Origin of the sequence: Shewanella sp. ANA-3, from assembly GCF_000203935.1 — a bacterium.
Lineage (GTDB): Bacteria > Pseudomonadota > Gammaproteobacteria > Enterobacterales > Shewanellaceae > Shewanella.
In genome coordinates, this window is sequence record NC_008577.1 from 1,176,697 (window position 1) to 1,197,118 (window position 20,422).

A 20,422-nucleotide genomic window follows, 5' to 3' on the forward strand; every position below is an offset into this window, starting at 1 on the left:
TCTCATTAACCTTGATGCTGTGCACCGTGGTTAATTATTGTTCCTTATATGGGTCAGTAAAACCTAAGCTTTCAATGAGTTGAGTCTCTAACGACTCCATCTCTTCGGCTTCTTCGTCTTCAATGTGATCATAACCTAGCAGATGCAGGCAACCATGTACAACCATGTGTGCCCAATGGGCTTCTAGGGTTTTATCTTGTTCACGCGCTTCATTTTCAACGACTGCGGCACAAATGACAAGATCTCCAAGCAGTGGAAGTTCAATTTCTGGCGGTGCTTCAAAGGGAAACGACAACACATTGGTCGGTTTGTCTTTGCCTCTGTAGGTGCTGTTTAGCATTTGGCTTTCACGGGCATCGACGATGCGAATGGTCAGCTCCGCCTGTTCCATGCTGTTACCAATGGCAGTTTTTACCCAAAGAGCAAACTGATCTTCACTGGGCAGATAGTCACTCGCCGTGGCGTATTGCACATCTAAGGCTAAATCAAGACTCATGCTTTAAGACTTCCTGTTGCGTTTGTGGATGCGCTTGTTGATAGTCGCGGCGCTCTTTTTCAGCCTTTAATGCCTGCTCCTTACGATCGTAAGCATCATAGGCTTCAACAATCCGAGCAACCACTGGGTGGCGCACTACGTCTTGAGACACGAAGAAGTTAAAGCTGATTTCCTCGACTTGGCTCAGGACTTCAATAGCGTGGCGCAGACCCGACTTAACATGTTTGGGTAAGTCTGTCTGGGTGATGTCCCCCGTGATCACCGCGCGTGAGTTAAAGCCAATACGGGTTAGGAACATCTTCATCTGTTCGACGGTGGTGTTTTGGCTCTCATCGAGAATAATAAAGGCATCGTTTAGGGTGCGACCACGCATATAGGCGAGCGGCGCCACTTCGATGACGTTTTTCTCGATTAAGCGTTCCACCTTTTCAAAGCCGAGCATTTCGAACAAGGCATCATAAAGTGGGCGCAGGTAAGGGTCGACTTTCTGGCTTAAATCGCCGGGTAAGAAGCCGAGTTTTTCCCCTGCTTCAACCGCAGGGCGGGTGAGCAGAATACGGCGCACTTCTTGACGCTCTAATGCATCTACTGCGGCGGCCACTGCTAAGTAGGTTTTACCCGTTCCCGCTGGGCCAATACCAAAGGTAATATCATGGCGCACAATGTTGGCCACATAGGTGCTTTGGTTGGGGTTACGCGGTTTAATCACACCACGGCGGGTTTTGATAAATAAAGATTTATCGTCACCGCTGTCGTCCTGTTCGAGGGCTATGGCTTCTTGAATTGCCAAATGCACCTGCTCAGGGTCGAGATCCGGCGTGCTGCCCTTGACCGTTTGGGTCTCGATATAGAGCTGCTTAAGTAAGTTATTGGCACTTAAACAGTTACGCGGCAGTCCGGTAATTTGAAAATGGTTGTTCTTACGGACTATCTCAACGCCAACGCGACGCTCAATCTGTTTGATATTGTCATCGAAGGGACCGCACAGCGAGGCCAAACGGCGGGTTTCTGCGGGTTCGAGATACAGATTCATTGTGGTTAATTTACTGGACAAATAGTACTCCTATTGTCAAATACCAAGCAAAGTGCTGAGTGAAAAGCCAAGTGCGATGCCTGTTTGCTATCGCAGTCTCTAATCAGAAGATAATCTCAGTTTACGAGCCATAGCGGATAATTGCTAACGGAAAATCGTTAAGCCCAAGGGTTTTGAATGACTGCTCTATAAAAGGCAAAAGTACACAAAACAAAAAGGGCGACACTGAGGTTAGCTAAACCATGTCGCCCTGATATAGGTGCTGCTTGCTCGATTTTAAACCCTTAAGGTTTAAATTGTGTCACACCGAGATCGTCATCCTGTTTGTGTTTGGCCAGAATATCCGATGGGCGCAGGTTGCGGCGCAGATCCATTTCATCTTCACCACGGATAAATTTACCGCGCAGTGAGTTAGTGTAAACGTCAACAATTTCGACATCCACAAAGCTACCGATGTGCTTTGGCTGACCTTCGAAGTTGACGACACGGTTGTTTTCGGTACGGCCGCGCAGCTCCATAGGGTTTTTCACCGATGGGCCTTCAACCAGAATACGTTGTACTGTGCCCATCATATGGCGGCTGTAACGCATGGCTTGTTGAGTGATACGGTCCTGCAGAATCGCCAGACGTTGTTTTTTCTCTTCCATATCAACGTCATCGGGTAAATCTGCCGCAGGTGTACCAGGGCGCGCACTGTAGATAAAGCTAAAGCTGTGGTCAAACGCCACATCTTCAATCAGCTTCATGGTATCGGCGAAGTCTTCTTTGGTTTCGCCAGGGAAGCCAATGATAAAGTCAGAGCTGATTTGGATATCAGGACGGGCTTTGCGCAGACGGCGGATGATTGACTTGTACTCTATCGCCATATGGCCACGCTTCATTGCCGTCAGAATGCGGTCAGAACCCGATTGCACTGGTAAGTGCAGGAAGCTGACTAATTCAGGAGTATCTTCGTAAACGTCGATAATGTCCTGCGTAAATTCAATCGGGTGACTGGTGGTGAAGCGAATACGGTCGATACCATCGATAGCGGCAACATAGCGTAATAGCTCGGCAAAGGTACAAATGCCGCCGTCGTGGGTTGCACCACGGTAGGCGTTAACGTTTTGACCGAGCAGGTTGACTTCGCGCACACCTTGTTCTGCCAGTTGGGCAATCTCGAGGATGATATCGTCCGATGGACGGCTGACTTCTTCACCACGGGTATAAGGCACCACGCAGAATGAACAGTACTTGCTGCAACCTTCCATGATAGACACAAACGCCGTTGGGCCTTCGGCGCGCGGTTCTGGTAGACGGTCAAATTTCTCGATTTCAGGGAAGCTAACGTCGATCACGGCCTTTTCGCCACGGCGTACTTGGTCGATCATATCTGGCAGACGGTGTAGTGTCTGTGGTCCAAAGATGATGTCGACGCACTGAGCACGGTCTTTGATCGCTTTACCTTCCTGCGATGCAACACAACCACCCACACCAATGATCAGATCGGGATTTTTATCTTTAAGGGTTTTCCAACGACCTAACTGATGGAACACTTTTTCCTGCGCTTTTTCGCGGATAGAACAAGTGTTCAGCAGTAGAATGTCCGCTTCTTCTGCTTCTTCAGTCAAGGTGTAACCTTGGTATTCGCCTAAAAGATCCGCCATCTTGGATGAGTCATACTCATTCATTTGACAGCCCCAAGTTTTAATATGGAGTTTTTTGCTCATCAGTTGTGTTGCCCTACGCTGCCCAGTAAATATGTGCCCAAGCTGCCTTTGCCCTGTTACAGACAAATCCGGCCGCCCAGTAAAAATAGCGCGACATTTTACCCGCAGTTATGGCTGCTGACCAGCTTTGTCCACATTTTTACTCGCTAATCCCTTGAGATTGTGATACCCACAAAGAAGCTAGGTTTATCTCAGCTGATGGGTTTTGTGCGAGTGATGGTTGGCTAAATTGGGCAGCATTTGCCATTTCTAACAAGCTATTACGGGCTTGAATGCTAATGTCCTCACGGATTTCGAGTCGAAATACGCTCAACATTTCCGTGGTATGTAGATATAGGGCATAATCGAGCGGGTCGCGGTAATTGACTGTGATGGTTTCCATCACGGGTGTTGCTGCCAATGCATGACTAAATGGGATCGCGCTGCAAATCAGTAGACTACTGGCTATCTGCAAGTGGATGAGTGTTTTCATGACATCCTCACTAACTCTATTAAGTGGATTCACTGGTAACTCGTCCCGAACGGCTAGGGCTCGCTAAGTGAGAAGCTAATCGGCTTGTCCCGCAGACCGCCTGAGATCCCCGCGGGGTTGCCTTAGAGTGTAGTGGCTTTGCCAAGGCTGAAAACTTGCCTTTGTAAGCAACTGTGAGCAAATGCGCCCCTAGCAACATTTGCTCACCTTTGAGCGGAAATTGACATGCTTTTGATACAATGCCTGTGATCAGCGTGATGCGCTTTAAGCTTGGGGCTTAAGTTCGAGCTCTATCTAAGAGTAAAGTGGGTCAGATAAATGGAAAGAATTCTAAAGAGTGGTAACTAAGATGAGCCAAGCGATAAGCCAAACACAGCAACCAAGCCAGACAACCACAGCTACTCAGCTATTTGATGTGATCCTTGTCGGTGGCGGTATGGTGGGCGCGGCAACGGCTATCGGGCTGGCGAAGCAAGGCTTACAGGTGGCGGTGATTGAATCATTTGCCCCCGAGGCTTATTCCCCCGAGCAGGCATTAGATGTGCGCGTGTCGGCGATAAGTGTGGCCTCCGAACAGTTACTCGAACAACTCGGCGCGCTCGATAGTCTGCTTAACATGCGTAATGTGCCTTATCTGGGCTTAGAAACCTGGGAGCTTGATGGTTGCATTACCCAATTCCATAGCTCACAAATTGGCGCGAGCCATTTAGGGCATATTGTTGAAAACCGCTTGGTGCAACTCGCCCTGTGGGAGCAAATGCAGCAATGGGATGCGATTAAATTGTTTTGCCCCGAGCGTGTGGCGACATTTTCGCGCCTCGCAGACGGGGTGAGTGTGCACTTACAATCCGGTATCAAGCTTGAGGCAAAGCTGCTCATCGGGGCCGATGGCGCCAATTCGCAGGTGCGCCAATGGGCGGGGATTGGCATTTCGGGGTGGGACTATGCTCAATCGGCGATGCTGATTAATATCCAAACCGCCCAAGGCCAGCAAGATGTTACTTGGCAACAATTTACCCCTAACGGCCCGCGCTCGTTATTACCTCTACCCGGCAATCATGCGTCGTTAGTCTGGTATGACGATGCCAATCGCATTAAACAGTTAATGCAGCTGAATCATAAGCAGCTTGCCGACCAAATCCGCCAGCATTTTCCCGCTCGCTTGGACAGTGACTTTACCGTTGAAGCTAAGGGCAGCTTTGCCCTCACGCGCCGCCACGCGAATGCCTATTATAAGCCGAATGTGGTTATTTTAGGGGATGCTGCGCACACCATTAACCCGTTGGCGGGCCAAGGGGTTAACCTCGGCTTTAAGGATGTCGAAGCCTTACTGGCGGTCATCAAGACTGCATTAACCGAGGATAAACCTTGGTGGTCCACCGAGGTATTAAATGCCTATCAAGCTAAACGTTATCGCGATAATCAGCTGATGATGACGACCATGGATGTGTTTTACGCAGGCTTTAGTAATGACATTCTGCCACTTAAATTACTGCGTAACGGCGCGTTAAAACTGGCCAATATTAATTCTCCCATCAAGCGAACCGTGCTGAAGTATGCGATGGGGCTCAATTAGGCCACATCGTGAGTGCTGACTCACTCGGCATTTGTTGACTTACGCATTGAGTGCTAAAATGCCGCGTTTTTAACGAGCATAAGCGGCATTATTAACTCAAGATGGTCGTCCATGTGCGCTTTGCCAGCGACCAATTAACACTGTATTGAGTGCCATTAGTGAGTGTCATGGGCGAAATTAAATTAATCGTAGGTCTTGCCAATCCGGGCGCCGAATATGCGCAGACTCGCCATAATGCGGGTGCTTGGTATGTGGAAGAATTGGCCCGCATCTGTGGCGTCAGCTTAGTGCCGGATAGTAAGTATTTTGGCCTTACCGCCAGAGCTGTATTGCATGGTAAAGATGTGCGTTTGCTGATCCCAACTACCTATATGAACTTAAGCGGCAAAGCCGTGGGGGCCTTAGCGAATTTCTTCCGTATTACGCCTGAAGAAATTCTAGTGGCCCACGATGAGTTGGATATGCCGCCAGGTGTGGCTAAATTTAAACTCGGTGGCGGTCATGGTGGCCATAACGGTTTAAAAGACATTATTGCTAAACTGGCTAATGATAAAAACTTCTACCGTTTACGGATTGGGATTGGCCATCCTGGCGATAAGAATAAAGTAAGTGGTTACGTACTGGGTAAAGCGCCAGCCAAAGAACAAGAGCTGATCAACGCCGCCGTGGATGAAGCCGTACGTTCCACAGAAGTGCTATTTAAAGAGGACATGGTGAAAGCCATGACTCGCTTACACTCCTTTAAAGCAGAGTAAGCCCAGTGCTCGCGGCCCGCGAAAGGACGGCGAACACAAGGACAATAGAATTAATCAATGTACTGCCTAAGGGCAGGCTGACTATAAACTTGCTGGTGAGTGTGACTCGCCAGCCTATCATCGAGAGAAAGGTAAGAATATGGGTTTTAAATGCGGCATTGTTGGTCTTCCTAACGTAGGTAAATCAACGCTTTTTAATGCGTTAACTAAGGCTGGCATCGAAGCGGCAAACTTCCCGTTTTGTACCATCGAGCCAAACACTGGCGTAGTACCAGTGCCGGATCCACGCTTAGATGCGCTGGCGGCAATTGTAAATCCGCAACGTGTACTGCCAACCACCATGGAATTCGTGGATATTGCTGGTCTAGTAGCGGGCGCGTCGAAAGGTGAAGGTTTAGGTAACAAGTTCCTTGCTAACATCCGCGAAACCGATGCTATCGGTCACGTGGTGCGCTGCTTTGAAGATGACAACATTGTCCACGTGGCTAACCGTGTTGACCCTGCGCGCGATATTGAAGTCATCAACACTGAATTGGCATTAGCCGACTTAGACAGCTTAGAGCGTGCGGTGATCCGCCAACAAAAACGCGCTAAGGGTGGCGATAAAGACGCTAAGTTTGAAGTGGATGTTCTCGAGAAGATGCGCCCCATCCTCGATGAAGGCCATATGCTGCGTTCTATGGAGCTGTCTAAGGAAGAATTAGAAGCGGTTGCTTACTTAAACTTCTTAACCTTAAAGCCAACCATGTATATCGCTAACGTGGCTGAAGATGGTTTCGAAAATAACCCACACTTAGATGCAGTGCGTGCCATTGCTGAAAAAGAAAATGCCATTGTTGTGTCTGTGTGTGCCGCCATTGAGTCTGAACTGGCTGAAATGGAGGCCGAAGAACGTGATGAGTTTATGGCTGACCTCGGGTTAGAAGAGCCTGGGTTAGACCGCGTGATCCGCGCAGGTTACCAATTGCTGAGCCTGCAAACTTACTTCACTGCGGGTGTGAAAGAGGTGCGCGCTTGGACCGTTTCTGTCGGCGCGACTGCACCACAAGCGGCGGGTGTTATCCACACCGACTTCGAACGTGGCTTTATTCGTGCTCAAGTGATGGCATTTGACGACTTTATTACCTATAAAGGTGAAGCGGGCGCCAAAGAAGCGGGTAAGTTACGTGTAGAAGGCAAGACATACATTGTTCAAGACGGCGATGTTATGCACTTCCTGTTTAACGTCTAACAGCTTTGATAAAGGGCTAAGCTCTAGAAAGTAAGGCAAAATACGGGCAACAGAGGTCGATTTAGCGCATCTGTTGCTCAGTTTGGTGAAGTAATAGCCGAACGGTTTGTCTCGAGGGAAATAGCGAAAAAAAGCTGTTGACCTCGATACCTCGAATAAGCATAATACGCCCCGTTCCTCGCTACGAGGGGCGCGCAATAACGAAGTGGCAATGTAGCTCAGCTGGTTAGAGCACAGCACTCATAATGCTGGGGTCGCAGGTTCAAGTCCCGCCATTGCTACCATTTCGTTATCCTAGCGTTTGCTAGCATCAATTCAGGATGTCAACTTGAAGCAGTGCGGGAATGGTGAAATTGGTAGACACGCCAGATTTAGGTTCTGGTGCCGAAAGGTGTGAGAGTTCAAGTCTCTCTTCCCGTACCATTATTTTTAACCATCGGCGTAAGCGGATGTATGAAACAAGTTAGTGATGGGGTATCGCCAAGCGGTAAGGCACCGGGTTTTGATCCCGGCATACCTAGGTTCGAATCCTAGTACCCCAGCCATCATTTCATGTTTCTCAGTTTTTGGGGTATCGCCAAGCGGTAAGGCACCGGGTTTTGATCCCGGCATACCTAGGTTCGAATCCTAGTACCCCAGCCATGGCAATGTAGCTCAGCTGGTTAGAGCACAGCACTCATAATGCTGGGGTCGCAGGTTCAAGTCCCGCCATTGCTACCATATTTAAATCCACGTTAAATCAATTTGATTTATCTGGTAAAAATCCAGAGACGCCTTTGTTTGCCAATCTGGTACATTTTGATGCGGGAATGGTGAAATTGGTAGACACGCCAGATTTAGGTTCTGGTGCCGCGAGGTGTGAGAGTTCAAGTCTCTCTTCCCGTACCATCAAAGTGGAACCTTTAAGGTTGATGACAAGTTAATTGGGGTATCGCCAAGCGGTAAGGCACCGGGTTTTGATCCCGGCATACCTAGGTTCGAATCCTAGTACCCCAGCCATAGTTAAAAAGCCCGTCCTACGACGGGCTTTTTGCTTTCTGTCTTTTGTGATGTGCTTTTCGAGTCACTCCCTCATTACTTCGTTATTTTCCAATCTTCTTTTCCGATATCGTTAGCGTGCTATGGCATCACTAGAGCAAGCCTTGAATTTTGGCTATGTGCTAATGGCTAAGATGTGCTTAATTGGTGTTCATTGAGATAAAAAAGCCACAGTGCTGAATAAACACTGTGGCTGACACCGACAAACGTGAAGCGCGACTAAAACGCTCGCAGAGCGTTGATTAGTGATTATTGTACGGGTTTAACTTCTTTAACCGCTGCGGGAGCTGCGACTTCGCTCACTGCCTGTTCAAGCACCGCTTCATGTGTCGCTTTTACATCTCCAGTGGCAACCGCTTTTAGGGGCGCAGCCGCTGGGATTTGTTCTTGCAGCTTTTCCGTGCCTGCATCTATCGCCTTTTGCTGTAGTTTTTGCGGATCTGTGTAGTCAGCCAGTTCTTTAGGCCAGCTTGGTACCAGTTTCTCAGCCTGATCGGTAAATTGCTCAGAGATAATTTTTGGCGATCCACCCGTAAGCAACATCACCGCCATTTGGTTGGTTTCTGAGTTCCACACAAAGCCTGCTTTTTCGGCCATTTCCGGCACTGGCGTATAGGTCGATACCATATAAAACAGTGGACCTTCCTGCTGGATTTTATCGGCGGTTTTCAGCAGCGATACCGTGGTCTCGTAGTTGTCTCCGAGCAGAGCTTTCATCCGATCTTTAATCAGTGGCTGTTCGAACAGCCCCACGTCATTTGGATTTAATCCGACAAGGGGTTTTAGCAGTGCCCACATGAGTTGGCCTTGGGGTGACATCAATAGCAGTGGGGCAACACAGGCATTAAGCATTAGTGCGAGCCAGATAATATGTAGGCAACGCATTTTTTTGAGCAGAGTTGTACTCAAGATGATATTTCCTTTGGAAGTACCAGCAAGTCGCCGGCGGCGGATTGTAGCCGATTGCGATTCTGTAAACGAGAGGGGTGAATAAGTAAATTTTTACAGTGATTAGAGGGTAAAAGGTTAGAGGGTAAAAGGTTAAGTTTTATCTAATTGAAATTGTACTGGTTTTACAATTATTTCTGTATTCTCCGCTGCTTTTCTTGCTCTACGAGTTTGTGATATTTCCCATCAACGTTGCCGTTATACCGTACTTGTGATGTAAAGAATGTAAAGTCGGGTTTTGTTGATAATAAATATCATTTACTCTCTAACCCATTAACTTTCGTTAATACAGGCTATTAGCTAAAGGTTGGTGGCGATTTAGGCGCTCGCCTAATATCCCTTCTTGAGAGTCAGTCATTGAAATTAAAAGTTAGTAAATCATCGCTTTCCTTCGCTCGGACTATTCATGTTTATGTCTCTATGGCACTGCTGCTGTTAATGCTGTTTTTTGCCGTAACCGGGATCACCTTAAACCATCCCAATTGGTTTTCTTCAGCGGATCAAGAACCACGACGTGAACAGTTTGATATTCCTAATTATTTAACACCTGCAGCGCCGCAGGAGCCTGAGTGGCGTTTAGCGGCGGGGCATTGGTTAAAAAGCCAGTGGGATATGGATATTGGCACTGCCGATATCGATGAGGATGAGATAAGCCTAGTGAATAAAGGCCCAGGCACCTATCGCACCGTCACCTTAGATCTGCTTGACGGCAAAGCCTATGTTGAGACTTTAGATTATGGCGTTATTGCGGTGCTGAACGACCTGCACAAGGGGCGCAATACCGGGATTGTCTGGGCTTGGGTGTTAGATCTCTGCGCCTTGCTGATTATTCTCTTTTCGCTCACCGGCGCCTATTTGCTGCTGCCTCAAACGAAACGACTTAAAAAATCCTTGTTTTATATGGTGCTCGTCAGTTCAGGCTGTGCACTTGTGTATGTCTATTTTGTTCCATAGGGAGAACCGATTAATGATGCGTCAGCTTATTCGCACCAGCGCCATAGGTGCGTTGTTTGTGAGTTCAGCGGTATTTGCCGCGCCGAAAATGACCGTTGATCTGACCTTGCCAGAAATTACTGAGGGTCAGTATCACAGACCCTATGTGGCCGTGTGGGTTGAAGATGCCAAGGGCCAAACCGTTAAAACCATAAGTCTATGGGTATGGGACGAGGGCCATAAATGGCTCAAGGATATTCGTCGTTGGTGGCGAAAGGCGGGGCGCGAAGATATGAGCTTTGTCGACGGTATTGCCTCGGCGACCAAGCCTGCAGGCCATTACAAAATTGATTGGGACTTAACGGATGATGCGGGTAAACCGCTGACTCCAGCCTCCTACACAGTGTTTATCGAAGTGGTGCGCGAGCACGGCGGGCGTGATCTCGTGAGGCAAAACCTGGATTTAACGGCGGGGGATTTTACCGCCCAACTACCAGCAACCACTGAAACTGGCGTGATTGATATTCGCTTAAGCGGTATGACTCGCTAAGCCCTGCACTTTACTGAAAGGATATGAAGATGAAACTACGTTTACTTGCCTTAGTTAGCGCGCTCTGCATCAGCCCATTGGCGAGCAGCCATGACCGCTGGATTCTACCCAGCCACTATAATGTCTCGGCCGAAAGCCAAGAGGCGGTGTGGATCACATCTGATGTGTCCGCCAGTAACCAAGTGTTTATGTTTGATAAACCGGTCACCGCCAGCGATGTTCGGGTGTACTTACCCGATGGTAAGCCAAGCTCCCCAAGTTCAAGCTACACTGGCGGTCGTAAATCGGTGTTCGACGTGCAGTTACTGCAAGACGGTACCTATAAGTTTGAAAAGGAAGTCACGCCGAGATACTTTTCTGTTTATAAAATCAAAGGTAAAGAAGGCATGGTTCGCAGTCGACTCGATAAAAAAGCGACAGCGGCCGTGATGCCAAAGGATGCCTATGAGCTAAAAGGTTCATTAAATGTGGCGCGGGTCGAAACCTATGTGACCCGCAACAAACCCACCGATAAGGTATTAGCGCCGAAAGGTGAATACTTGGAATTGGTGCCTATTACCCATCCCGCTGATATCGTTGAAAATGAACCCGCTACACTGCAGTTTGTTTACGATGGTAAACCTGTCGAAGGCGTGAGTGTAGCGATCATGAAGGATGGCAGCCTGTACCGTAACAAGCCGGAAGAAATCAGTTTAACTTCGGATAAAGAAGGTAAAGTGGCGATGACGCTGCCCGCTGCTGGTCGTTATCTGCTGCATGCTTCAATCGAACGTCCAAGTCCTGATAAATCGCTTGCCGATAAAACAGTTAGCGAAATCTTTTTGACCTTCGAAGCAGGGCTTGAATAAGCGCATGCTTTAACGCTCCTCCTTAGCAATGCCTACAAGTTCGTTTGTGGGCATTTCCTACTTAAGTTCGCACTATTATACTTTGGCACTAGCATCTGAGCCTGAGCTTCAGTAAGCTGCACTGGTGCATAGTTCTTGATGCATCCCAAGCGCATAACGATTAGAATAGCGCAATTCCACCCTGATTTTACTGTGTTGACCTTTAGCGTCGGCACGGGTTGCTTTTGTTTTAAAGGAGACGAAAGAAGTTATGACTAAGGTTCCTATGACAGTTGTCGGTGCAGAACAGCTGCGTAAAGAGTTAGATATGCTCAAGTTTGAACGTCGCCCGAAAATCACTGAAGCGATTGCCTCAGCGAGAGAGTTAGGCGATCTAAAGGAAAACGCGGAATATCATGCAGCCCGTGAAGAGCAAGGGATCTGTGAAGCGCGTATTCGTGACATTGAAGGCAAACTTTCTAACGCGCAGATCATCGACGTGACTAAGATGGCGAACAATGGTCGTATCATTTTTGGTACCACTGTGACTATCCTCAATCTGGATACCGATGCGGAAGTGACTTACCGTATCGTGGGCGACGATGAAGCTAACATCAAAGAAAACCTGATTTCAGTTAATTCTCCGATTGCCCGTGGTTTAGTGGGCAAGAATGAAGGTGATGAAGTGTCGATCGCAACCCCAGGTGGTTTGACCGATTACGAAATTATTTCGGTGCAATACATCTAAGTCTTAGTACGCCAGACTCGATTGTTTACGTATAAAAAAGCCGCCTAGTGCGGCTTTTTTATACCTAAAACACTGCAAAATCAGCATCTTCAGCGCACAAATTCGCAAGATGGATAAAGTTTAACTTGCCTCTAAAGCGGCCGTTACCTAAGCTGCATGCTTGGAGTTTTCTATGCATTCATCAGGTTCTTTACGAAAGCTATCCAAGAAAGTGTGGTTTCTTCTGCAAATATTTCATCACGTAAATGGTTGCGTGTACCTTTTAGGAACTGAGTTTGATTAAGCACTGGCGCCAAGGATTAATGTTACTCTGCGTGTCGATCATCTTGATCGCCCATGCGGGTGGCTATGCGCCGCGCAGCTTAACCGCCCAGCAACAGCATCTGGCGCCTAAAACTGTAGCGACAACGGTAGTAACAACTGCGCCTACTGCGGATACGCCGTCACTCTCAGTGCAAGAGAGCACTGCATCACATCACTCAACGGCACCATCGACTGCGACCGATACTCAAGCTGTCTGCACCGCTTCAGATAAGACACAAGCCACCGATTGCTCCGAGCCTGAATTAGTCAGTCACTCGGATGATTTTAATTTTGCTCCGGTTAACTCCCAGCGTTTTATCAATCTTGTTCAGCATGATATGCGTGAGGTGAAGCCTGTTTATCTGTTGGCCTTTGAGTTTGTACCCGAGTCAGCGCCCGCATTAGGGGAAAATATTCGCCTCGATGCTCGCCCGGATTGGACCCTCTTAGCCGAATCTTCACCCGCGCGGATCTCCGGCTGGAAAGTCTCCAACCTCCAATATCGCTTTAGTCAGCAAGCCGCTTAACTCACTTCTCTGTTGCAAGTTAGCAAGGTTTATCCATCAGGATACCGTTTGAGTTCGTCCCCTGAACCATACGCTTCTACGGATACCTTTGATTAACTTTGCATTTTGTCATCCGAAACCTGTACCCGATAACCTAATGTCAAAGCCTGCGGAGTGATTGCCGAAGGTGCGACTAAATCGCATTGGATTTAAATCCATTCGGTTTAGACGAATTTGAATCGGTTATCACCACTGAGTTTGCTCGCATCTAGCGTTCTCCTTGTGGGATCCGTGTTTACAGGTTTCACCGTAATACAGTGATTGTTCGCTCATGGTTATTAGCGCTATTTGCACTACAGATGGCTATCAGAGCGGGCAATATCATGCGAGTGATATCTATGGATAAAATTCAGAGTAAAAAGCTGCTAAATCATTATTCAGCTTGGAAATACCTTGTGCTTATCGTCACCATTATCGTGATGTTATTCAGTGCATTACCGACTTGGTATGGAGAAGACGCCGCCGTGCAGGTGGGCGCTAAAGCGGGGCTTAACTTAACCCCCATTGAACTGCGGGATAAATTAAAGGCGCAGGGCGTTGAGGTTAAACGTATCGAAGTTAAGCATGCCCAACAGGGCAGTGCCAACAGCTCAGAAGGCGGGCAAACCCTTATCGTGCTCAATGATGACAGCGAGCAAACCTTGGTAAAGACCTTAGTGTCATCCATGGTGAGTGAGCCGAAAGAGCTCACGCTGGCACTGGTGAGTGCTGCGCCAAGCTGGCTGCAAAATATGGGCTTTGAACCGATTAAACTCGGGCTCGATTTGCGCGGTGGGGTGCAATTTTTGCTCGATGTGGATGTGCAGCCTGTCTATCAAGCCCAAGCCGATGCGTTAGTCGAGTCCCTTAGGCTGTTTTTGCGTGAACAGCAAATTCGTGGCGCCAGTGTGCGTATTGATAGCACGCGCGATGATGCAGGGTTGCAAATCGAAATTGCATTTAATGACGCGGCTCAATCCACCAATAACGCGCGCTCAACCATTCGCCAGTTTATGCAGCAAAGCTACCCGACTTGGCAATTAACCAATGCGGATAATGGCTTAGTGGTCAAACTCGCTCAAGAAGAGCAAATCAAGTTACGTAATTTAACCGTGCAGCAAAACCTGCAAATTATGCGTAGCCGGATTGAGGAGCTGGGCATCACTGAGGCTCTAGTGCAGCGTCAGGGCGAACATCGTATTCGTATCGAGCTGCCCGGTGTCCAAGACCCTGCTGCAGCTAAAAACGTGATAGGCGCGACCGCAAGTCTGGCCTTTTTTGAGGTCAAAGAGTCGGGTTCAGTGAATGCGCAGGTGCTGAAGGATAAATCTGGCAATCCTGTTTATGTGGCCCGCACGCCCGTATTGGGTGGCGATCATATTGTCGATGCCCGCGCCAATATTGGTGAAATGGGCATGGCCGAAGTGAACATTCACCTCGACCGTATCGGCGGCCAAAAAATGTCGGAGTTCTCCCGCGCCAATATCGGTAAACCGATGGCAACATCCTACAGCGAATATAGCCGGGATGAGCAGGGCAAAGCTAAGCAAACCCAAGAGATTATCAGTGTCGCGACCATTCAATCACAGCTCGGAGATCGCTTTAGAATTACGGGCGCAGGCACCTATCAAGAGGCGCAGCAATTAGCGCTGCTGCTACGCGCGGGCTCAATGACGGCGCCCGTGACCATTGTTGAAGAGCGTACCATTGGCCCAACCCTTGGCGCCGAAAACATTCAAAACGGTTTTGCAGCGCTCGGTCTTGGCATGGGAATTACCTTGCTGTTTATGGCGCTCTGGTATCGCCGTCTTGGTTGGGTGGCCAATGTGGCCTTGATTGCTAACATGGTGATCCTCTTTGGTTTGCTGGCGCTGATCCCCGGCGCGGTATTGACCTTACCCGGTATTGCCGGTCTGGTGTTAACGGTCGGCATGGCGGTCGATACCAACGTACTGATCTTCGAGCGGATTAAAGACAAGTTGAAAGAGGGGCGCAGCTTCGCTCTGGCTATCGACACTGGCTTTGACAGTGCGTTTTCAACCATTTTCGACGCTAACTTCACCACTATGATTACCGCGGTTGTGCTCTATTCCATCGGTAATGGTCCCATCCAAGGCTTTGCCTTGACCTTGGGTTTGGGCCTGCTAACCAGTATGTTTACCGGTATTTTTGCCTCAAGAGCCTTAATCAACCTAGTGTATGGGCGTGATGCGCGCCGCCATGTGAGGGTATAACTATGAAGAATATCAATCTGACTAAATGGCGTTATGTATCGAGCGCTATCTCTATCTTTTTAATGCTGGCCTCACTCACCATCATCGGGATGAAAGGCTTTAACTGGGGCTTAGACTTTACTGGCGGTGTGGTGACTGAGGTTCAGCTCGACAGGCGTATCACCAGCAGCGAGTTGCAACCCTTATTGAACGCGGCTTATCAGCAAGAGGTGACGGTGATTTCGGCCAGTGAGCCTGGGCGTTGGGTATTACGCTATGCGGACACTGCACAAAGTAATGTTGATATTGCGCAAACCTTAGCGCCACTGGGTGAGGTGCAAGTACTGAACACCAGTATTGTCGGCCCGCAAGTGGGTAAAGAGTTAGCCGAGCAGGGCGGTCTTGCCCTGTTGGTGGCCATGCTGTGTATCTTAGGGTATTTGAGTTATCGCTTCGAATGGCGTCTCGCCTCCGGCGCGTTATTTGCGCTGGTGCACGACGTGATTTTTGTGCTCGCCTTTTTCTCATTAACCCAGATGGAGTTTAATTTAACTGTACTCGCTGCAGTGCTGGCGATTTTAGGTTATTCACTCAACGATTCGATCATTATCGCCGACCGGATTCGGGAGTTATTGATTGCTAAGCCAAAGCTTGCTATTCAGGAGATTAATAACCAAGCGATTGTCGCGACATTTTCCCGCACTATGGTGACTTCGGGAACCACCTTAATGACGGTCGGAGCGTTATGGATTATGGGTGGTGGGCCGTTGGAAGGATTCTCGATAGCCATGTTTATCGGCATCTTGACTGGTACTTTCTCATCGATATCGGTCGGGACTTCATTGCCTGAATTTTTGGGATTAACGCCAGAGCATTATAAAGTGCAAGTCATCACCGACACGCCTTAAGTGCTGAAAACAAAACGGCCACTCGCTTGAGTGGCCGTTTTGTTTAAGGCTGGAAAATTACTTAGCTCTTGGCAGGGCAATTTTCATTTCAGGCGATTGACGATAAATCACCAGAATATGACCAATAAGTTGCACTTTTGCAGATTGAGTTTCACGTACTATGGCATCAACGATGGCATTTTTTAGCTCTCTATCGGTAGAGGCTACTTTCACTTTAATCAGTTCATGATAAGCGAGTGCGCTTTCAATTTCAGCGAGTACACCTTCAGTCAATCCATTGGCACCAAGCAGCACCACTGGCTTTAAATTGTGCGCCAGACCTTTTAAATGCTGTTTTTGTTTGGTTGTTAAGTTCATTTCTACCAACTTTTGCTGAGTTACTGTTGAAAAACCGCTATTCTACCCTTATATAGCCCTTGTGTAACTCTCAATTGTTGCGGATTTTAAATGTCAGGTAAAAAACGTACGGCCAGTTCCACCCGTTGGATGCAGGAACACTTTGATGATCATTATGTCAAACTAGCACAGAAACGGGGATTGCGTTCTCGCGCTGCGTTCAAGCTTGAGGAGCTCCAGGAGAAGGACCAATTGATCCGCCCTGGAATGACTGTGGTGGACTTAGGTGCGGCTCCTGGTGGTTGGTCTCAAATAGCCGTCAAGCTGACCGGAGATAAAGGTAAAGTGATCGCCTGTGATATTTTGCCAATGGATCCTATTGTCGGCGTGGATTTCTTGCAAGGGGACTTTCGTGAAGAGAAAGTGCTCGAAGCATTGCTAACTCGCGTCGGTGCGGATAAGGTTGACGTTGTATTATCTGATATGGCGCCCAACATGAGTGGTTCCGATGGTGTCGATCAGCCGCGCGCCATGTATTTAGTCGAACTGGCGTTAGATATGTGTCATCAAGTATTGGCACCTAACGGCAGTTTTGCGGTCAAAGTCTTTCAGGGGGAGGGATTTGACGAATATATGAAGGCGGTAAAAGACGCATTCAAAGTAGTAAAAACACGTAAACCGGACTCGTCGCGGGCACGCTCCCGTGAAGTCTATCTTGTGGCGACAGGGTACAAGTTGTAGTACCCTAGCGTTAATCATCGCAAGACTTTATGAGGTCTAGTAATTTGAGTGACATGGCAAAAAATCTAATACTCTGGGTTGTCATCGCCGTCGTGCTGATGTCAGTGTTTCAGGGTTACTCCCCCTCTTCTTCGTCATCGCAGAAGATGGATTATTCTACTTTCCTAGACAATGTTCGTGATGGACAAGTCGCTAGTGTTGAAGTGAAAAGTGACCAACGTACTATCGAAGGTTCTAAGCGCACGGGCGAAAAATTCACGACCATCATGCCACTGTATGACCAAGATTTAATTAATGATCTTGACCGTAAAGGCATCACCATGAAAGGCCAAGAAGCCGAAGAATCGGGTTTCTTAACCCAGATCTTTATTTCTTGGTTCCCAATGTTGCTGCTGATTGGGGTATGGATTTTCTTTATGCGCCAGATGCAGGGCGGCGGTGGCAAAGGCGCTATGTCCTTTGGCAAGAGCAAAGCCAAGCTGATGAGCGAAGATCAAATCAAGACCACTTTTGCTGACGTTGCTGGCTGTGATGAAGCCAAAGAAGAAGTGAAAGAACTGGTCGATTATCTGCGTGATCCAACCAAATTCCAAAAACTGGGTGGTCGTATTCCAACGGGCGTGCTCATGGTTGGCCCACCAGGTACAGGTAAAACCTTACTGGCTAAAGCGATTGCGGGCGAGTCAAAGGTACCTTTCTTTACCATTTCAGGTTCTGACTTCGTAGAAATGTTCGTCGGTGTCGGTGCATCTCGTGTGCGTGACATGTTCGAACAGGCGAAAAAATCAGCCCCTTGTATTATCTTCATCGACGAAATCGATGCCGTAGGTCGCCAGCGTGGCGCAGGCTTAGGTGGTGGTCACGATGAACGTGAGCAAACCCTTAACCAAATGCTGGTTGAGATGGACGGCTTCGAAGGTAACGAAGGGATTATCGTAATTGCGGCGACCAACCGCCCTGACGTATTGGACTCTGCGCTGCTGCGTCCAGGTCGTTTCGACCGTCAAGTGGTTGTGGGTCTACCGGACGTTCGCGGTCGTGAGCAAATCCTTAAAGTGCATATGCGTAAAGTGCCACTTTCTGAAGATGTGAAAGCAAGCGTAATTGCCCGCGGTACTCCAGGTTTCTCCGGTGCCGATTTAGCCAACTTAGTTAACGAAGCGGCACTGTTTGCGGCGCGCGGTAACCGCCGTGTTGTCGGTATGGAAGAATTCGAGCGTGCAAAAGACAAGATCATGATGGGGGCTGAGCGCCGCTCTATGGTGATGTCGGAAGCTGAAAAAGAAATGACAGCATACCACGAAGCGGGTCACGCGATTGTGGGCTGTTTAGTGCCAGAGCATGACCCTGTGCACAAGGTAACCATCATCCCGCGTGGTCGTGCGCTGGGTGTGACCTTCTTCTTACCTGAGGCCGATGCGATTAGCCAAAGCCGTCGTAAGTTAGAGAGCCAGATTTCGGTTGCCTACGGTGGTCGATTAGCCGAAGAGCTGATCTACGGTAGCGAAAAAGTGTCTACAGGCGCTTCACAAGACATTAAATATGCGACGTCGATTGCCCGTAATATGGTGACCCAATGGGGCTTCTCTGAAAAACTCGGCCCACTGCTTTATGCAGAGGAAGAGGGCGAAGTGTTCTTAGGTCGTAGCATGGGTAAAGCCAAGGCAATGTCCGACGAAACCGCGACGGTTATCGATGCCGAGGTGAAAGCCTTTATCGATAAAAACTATGGCCGTGCTAAGCAAATCCTGCTGGATAACATCGATATTCTACATTCGATGAAAGACGCGCTGATGAAGTATGAAACCATTGATTCACTGCAAATTGACGATTTAATGAACCGTCGTGAAGTGCGTCAGCCTGCCGATTGGCAAGCGGATGACAATGGTTCAAATGACAAAGGCAATGGCAAAGGTGAACCTGCCGTTAAAGTCGACGAAGTGGTAAAAACTGCTCCCGTTGAGGCAGAGCTGAAAGATGCCGATGAGTCACCCGTTAAGTAGCGGTTGTTAATTGAAAGAGAACCCCGTTAAGGGGTTTTCTTGTTTTATCTTGCTAGAAAATTGACTGCGCTGTCATTCAATATAAATCAGTCACATGAGTGAAAAGCGCAGAAAACGGATGAAGCGCGCTAGCAAGCTGTCCCAAATGGAGTCAATGCGTGTTTGAATTAATTGCTGGAACCAAACGCTTATCCTTAGCCTCGCCCGTCGTGATGGGCATTCTGAATGTTACTCCCGATTCTTTTTCCGATGGTGGAAAGTTCTCTTCCTTTGAATTAGCTTGCCAACATGCCGATGAGATGGTCGCCCAAGGGGCGCTTATCATCGATATCGGTGGCGAGTCGACAAGACCGGGCGCGGCCGATGTGTCGGTTCAAGATGAACTCGCACGGGTGATCCCTTTGGTGGAATATGTCGCGAAACACCATGATGTGTGGATTTCGGTCGATACCAGTAAACCGGAAGTGATGCGACAAGCGGTGAATGCTGGCGCCCATTTAATCAACGATGTGCGTGCCTTGTTGGAGCCTGGGGCTTTAGAGACTGCGGCGCAGCTAAATGTGCCCATCTGTTTGATGCACATGCAGGGCGCACCGCGCAGTATGCAAACGGCGCCCGAATACCAAGACCTTGTTGCCGATGTTTCTGAGTTTTTGTACGAGCGTATTCAAGCCTGCATCGATGCGGGGATCCCGCGGGAGCGATTGTTAATCGACCCGGGTTTTGGCTTTGGTAAAACCTTAGAACACAACTATGAACTGCTGGCGAAGTTAGATAGTTTTGAGCAGTTTGAACTGCCGATATTGATAGGTTTATCCCGTAAGAGCATGATAGGAAACCTCCTTGCTAGACCGACCTCCGAGCGTTTAGCGGGGAGCCTTGCTGGCGCCATGATAGCGGCCCAGAAAGGGGCACATATCATTCGTGTCCATGATGTCCCTGAAACTGTCGATATGCTGAAAGTGTTACAAGCGACACAGGCATATCTATAAAGGCTATTTTTGTTAAGTATTTCATTAATATTATGATCCCAACCGAAGGGACACATTGAAGTTTG

The 20,422-nt window shown here is 48.5% G+C and carries 19 protein-coding genes and 7 tRNA genes; 20 read left to right on the forward strand and 6 right to left on the reverse strand.

The annotated features are described in order from the left end of the window. Positions 1–34: 34 nt before the first annotated feature. The 4 genes from ybeY to SHEWANA3_RS05260 form a co-directional block, all read right to left on the reverse strand. The gene (gene ybeY, locus SHEWANA3_RS05245; protein ID WP_011716123.1) at positions 35–496 is read right to left on the reverse strand and encodes an rRNA maturation RNase YbeY; all 462 of its coding nucleotides are present in this window, start codon (positions 494–496) and stop codon (positions 35–37) included. Beyond that, positions 486–1,550 carry a PhoH family protein gene (locus SHEWANA3_RS05250; RefSeq protein WP_011716124.1) on the reverse strand — a complete coding sequence of 355 codons (1,065 nt, stop codon included), beginning with the start codon at positions 1,548–1,550 and terminating at the stop codon, positions 486–488. Before SHEWANA3_RS05250 ends, ybeY begins: the two co-directional genes overlap by 11 nt. Before the next feature lie 263 nt (positions 1,551–1,813). Continuing rightward, on the reverse strand, positions 1,814–3,238 hold the full coding sequence (gene miaB / locus SHEWANA3_RS05255) for a tRNA (N6-isopentenyl adenosine(37)-C2)-methylthiotransferase MiaB (RefSeq protein ID WP_011716125.1): 1,425 nt from the start codon (positions 3,236–3,238) through the stop codon (positions 1,814–1,816). 139 nt (positions 3,239–3,377) lie between these two features. After that, positions 3,378–3,710 (reverse strand): hypothetical protein, encoded by a 333-nt coding sequence (locus SHEWANA3_RS05260; RefSeq protein ID WP_011716126.1) that lies wholly within the window; start codon positions 3,708–3,710, stop codon positions 3,378–3,380. Positions 3,711–4,059: 349 nt separating this feature from the next. On the opposite strand from SHEWANA3_RS05260, the gene SHEWANA3_RS05265 reads away from it, so the two are divergent. From SHEWANA3_RS05265 to SHEWANA3_RS05310, 10 genes are all read left to right on the forward strand, one after another. Next, a complete protein-coding gene (locus tag SHEWANA3_RS05265; RefSeq protein WP_011716127.1) occupies positions 4,060–5,286 on the forward strand; it encodes an FAD-dependent monooxygenase in 1,227 nt (408 codons plus the stop codon). Between the two features lie 167 nt (positions 5,287–5,453). Next, a complete protein-coding gene (gene pth / locus SHEWANA3_RS05270) occupies positions 5,454–6,041 on the forward strand; it encodes an aminoacyl-tRNA hydrolase (RefSeq protein ID WP_011716128.1) in 588 nt (195 codons plus the stop codon). A 139-nt stretch (positions 6,042–6,180) separates the two neighbouring features. Then, positions 6,181–7,272 carry a redox-regulated ATPase YchF gene (ychF, locus tag SHEWANA3_RS05275; RefSeq protein WP_011621800.1) on the forward strand — a complete coding sequence of 364 codons (1,092 nt, stop codon included), beginning with the start codon at positions 6,181–6,183 and terminating at the stop codon, positions 7,270–7,272. A 207-nt stretch (positions 7,273–7,479) separates the two neighbouring features. Beyond that, positions 7,480–7,556: transfer RNA gene (locus tag SHEWANA3_RS05280), tRNA-Met, on the forward strand. Between the two features lie 54 nt (positions 7,557–7,610). Further along, positions 7,611–7,695 (forward strand) — tRNA-Leu (locus SHEWANA3_RS05285). 47 nt (positions 7,696–7,742) lie between these two features. After that, a tRNA-Gln gene (locus SHEWANA3_RS05290) sits at positions 7,743–7,817 on the forward strand. Between the two features lie 22 nt (positions 7,818–7,839). Next, positions 7,840–7,914 (forward strand) — tRNA-Gln (locus SHEWANA3_RS05295). A gap of 1 nt (position 7,915) precedes the next feature. Next, positions 7,916–7,992: transfer RNA gene (locus SHEWANA3_RS05300), tRNA-Met, on the forward strand. Positions 7,993–8,075: 83 nt separating this feature from the next. Next, a tRNA-Leu gene (locus SHEWANA3_RS05305) sits at positions 8,076–8,160 on the forward strand. Positions 8,161–8,196: 36 nt separating this feature from the next. Then, positions 8,197–8,271: transfer RNA gene (locus SHEWANA3_RS05310), tRNA-Gln, on the forward strand. 288 nt (positions 8,272–8,559) lie between these two features. On the opposite strand, the gene SHEWANA3_RS05315 is transcribed toward SHEWANA3_RS05310, so the two are convergent. Further along, the gene (locus SHEWANA3_RS05315) at positions 8,560–9,195 is read right to left on the reverse strand and encodes a hypothetical protein (RefSeq protein ID WP_011716129.1); all 636 of its coding nucleotides are present in this window, start codon (positions 9,193–9,195) and stop codon (positions 8,560–8,562) included. A gap of 420 nt (positions 9,196–9,615) precedes the next feature. On the opposite strand from SHEWANA3_RS05315, the gene SHEWANA3_RS05320 reads away from it, so the two are divergent. From SHEWANA3_RS05320 to secF, 7 genes are all read left to right on the forward strand, one after another. Beyond that, positions 9,616–10,212 carry a PepSY-associated TM helix domain-containing protein gene (locus SHEWANA3_RS05320; RefSeq protein ID WP_041412564.1) on the forward strand — a complete coding sequence of 199 codons (597 nt, stop codon included), beginning with the start codon at positions 9,616–9,618 and terminating at the stop codon, positions 10,210–10,212. A gap of 16 nt (positions 10,213–10,228) precedes the next feature. After that, the gene (locus SHEWANA3_RS05325) at positions 10,229–10,741 is read left to right on the forward strand and encodes a DUF2271 domain-containing protein (RefSeq protein ID WP_041412944.1); all 513 of its coding nucleotides are present in this window, start codon (positions 10,229–10,231) and stop codon (positions 10,739–10,741) included. Between the two features lie 29 nt (positions 10,742–10,770). Next, on the forward strand, positions 10,771–11,589 hold the full coding sequence (locus SHEWANA3_RS05330; RefSeq protein ID WP_011716132.1) for a DUF4198 domain-containing protein: 819 nt from the start codon (positions 10,771–10,773) through the stop codon (positions 11,587–11,589). A 250-nt stretch (positions 11,590–11,839) separates the two neighbouring features. Further along, positions 11,840–12,316 carry a transcription elongation factor GreA gene (gene greA, locus SHEWANA3_RS05335; RefSeq protein WP_011621805.1) on the forward strand — a complete coding sequence of 159 codons (477 nt, stop codon included), beginning with the start codon at positions 11,840–11,842 and terminating at the stop codon, positions 12,314–12,316. Positions 12,317–12,618: 302 nt separating this feature from the next. Further along, positions 12,619–13,146 (forward strand): hypothetical protein, encoded by a 528-nt coding sequence (locus SHEWANA3_RS05340; protein ID WP_011716133.1) that lies wholly within the window; start codon positions 12,619–12,621, stop codon positions 13,144–13,146. A gap of 377 nt (positions 13,147–13,523) precedes the next feature. After that, positions 13,524–15,398 carry a protein translocase subunit SecD gene (secD, locus tag SHEWANA3_RS05345; RefSeq protein ID WP_011716134.1) on the forward strand — a complete coding sequence of 625 codons (1,875 nt, stop codon included), beginning with the start codon at positions 13,524–13,526 and terminating at the stop codon, positions 15,396–15,398. Between the two features lie 2 nt (positions 15,399–15,400). Beyond that, positions 15,401–16,285 (forward strand): protein translocase subunit SecF, encoded by an 885-nt coding sequence (gene secF / locus SHEWANA3_RS05350; RefSeq protein ID WP_011716135.1) that lies wholly within the window; start codon positions 15,401–15,403, stop codon positions 16,283–16,285. Positions 16,286–16,342: 57 nt separating this feature from the next. Here the strand turns inward: secF and yhbY are convergent, their stop codons facing one another. Beyond that, positions 16,343–16,642, reverse strand: coding sequence for a ribosome assembly RNA-binding protein YhbY (gene yhbY, locus SHEWANA3_RS05355; protein ID WP_011716136.1), 300 nt, complete (start codon positions 16,640–16,642; stop codon positions 16,343–16,345). Between the two features lie 90 nt (positions 16,643–16,732). Between yhbY and rlmE the strand changes: the two genes are divergently transcribed. From rlmE to folP, 3 genes are all read left to right on the forward strand, one after another. Beyond that, the gene (gene rlmE / locus SHEWANA3_RS05360; protein ID WP_011621809.1) at positions 16,733–17,362 is read left to right on the forward strand and encodes a 23S rRNA (uridine(2552)-2'-O)-methyltransferase RlmE; all 630 of its coding nucleotides are present in this window, start codon (positions 16,733–16,735) and stop codon (positions 17,360–17,362) included. Positions 17,363–17,391: 29 nt separating this feature from the next. Next, positions 17,392–19,365 carry an ATP-dependent zinc metalloprotease FtsH gene (ftsH, locus tag SHEWANA3_RS05365; RefSeq protein ID WP_011716137.1) on the forward strand — a complete coding sequence of 658 codons (1,974 nt, stop codon included), beginning with the start codon at positions 17,392–17,394 and terminating at the stop codon, positions 19,363–19,365. A 158-nt stretch (positions 19,366–19,523) separates the two neighbouring features. After that, entirely contained in the window at positions 19,524–20,357 is an 834-nt protein-coding gene (gene folP / locus SHEWANA3_RS05370) for a dihydropteroate synthase (protein WP_011716138.1), read from the forward strand. The last annotated feature ends 65 nt before the right edge of the window (positions 20,358–20,422 follow it).

Excerpts from the sequence above, each read along its gene's own strand:
- SHEWANA3_RS05265 (WP_011716127.1), top strand. The coding sequence starts at position 4,060 with ATGAGCCAAGCGATAAGCCAAACACAGCAACCAAGCCAGACAACCACA.
- ychF (WP_011621800.1), top strand. The coding sequence starts at position 6,181 with ATGGGTTTTAAATGCGGCATTGTTGGTCTTCCTAACGTAGGTAAATCA.
- ftsH (WP_011716137.1), top strand. The coding sequence starts at position 17,392 with ATGAGGTCTAGTAATTTGAGTGACATGGCAAAAAATCTAATACTCTGG.
- yhbY (WP_011716136.1), bottom strand. The coding sequence starts at position 16,642 with ATGAACTTAACAACCAAACAAAAACAGCATTTAAAAGGTCTGGCGCAC.
- SHEWANA3_RS05340 (WP_011716133.1), top strand. The coding sequence starts at position 12,619 with ATGTTACTCTGCGTGTCGATCATCTTGATCGCCCATGCGGGTGGCTAT.
- ybeY (WP_011716123.1), bottom strand. The coding sequence starts at position 496 with ATGAGTCTTGATTTAGCCTTAGATGTGCAATACGCCACGGCGAGTGAC.
- rlmE (WP_011621809.1), top strand. The coding sequence starts at position 16,733 with ATGTCAGGTAAAAAACGTACGGCCAGTTCCACCCGTTGGATGCAGGAA.
- SHEWANA3_RS05325 (WP_041412944.1), top strand. The coding sequence starts at position 10,229 with ATGCGTCAGCTTATTCGCACCAGCGCCATAGGTGCGTTGTTTGTGAGT.
- greA (WP_011621805.1), top strand. The coding sequence starts at position 11,840 with ATGACTAAGGTTCCTATGACAGTTGTCGGTGCAGAACAGCTGCGTAAA.
- SHEWANA3_RS05315 (WP_011716129.1), bottom strand. The coding sequence starts at position 9,195 with ATGCGTTGCCTACATATTATCTGGCTCGCACTAATGCTTAATGCCTGT.
- secD (WP_011716134.1), top strand. The coding sequence starts at position 13,524 with ATGGATAAAATTCAGAGTAAAAAGCTGCTAAATCATTATTCAGCTTGG.
- SHEWANA3_RS05330 (WP_011716132.1), top strand. The coding sequence starts at position 10,771 with ATGAAACTACGTTTACTTGCCTTAGTTAGCGCGCTCTGCATCAGCCCA.
- pth (WP_011716128.1), top strand. The coding sequence starts at position 5,454 with ATGGGCGAAATTAAATTAATCGTAGGTCTTGCCAATCCGGGCGCCGAA.
- SHEWANA3_RS05260 (WP_011716126.1), bottom strand. The coding sequence starts at position 3,710 with ATGAAAACACTCATCCACTTGCAGATAGCCAGTAGTCTACTGATTTGC.
- miaB (WP_011716125.1), bottom strand. The coding sequence starts at position 3,238 with ATGAGCAAAAAACTCCATATTAAAACTTGGGGCTGTCAAATGAATGAG.
- secF (WP_011716135.1), top strand. The coding sequence starts at position 15,401 with ATGAAGAATATCAATCTGACTAAATGGCGTTATGTATCGAGCGCTATC.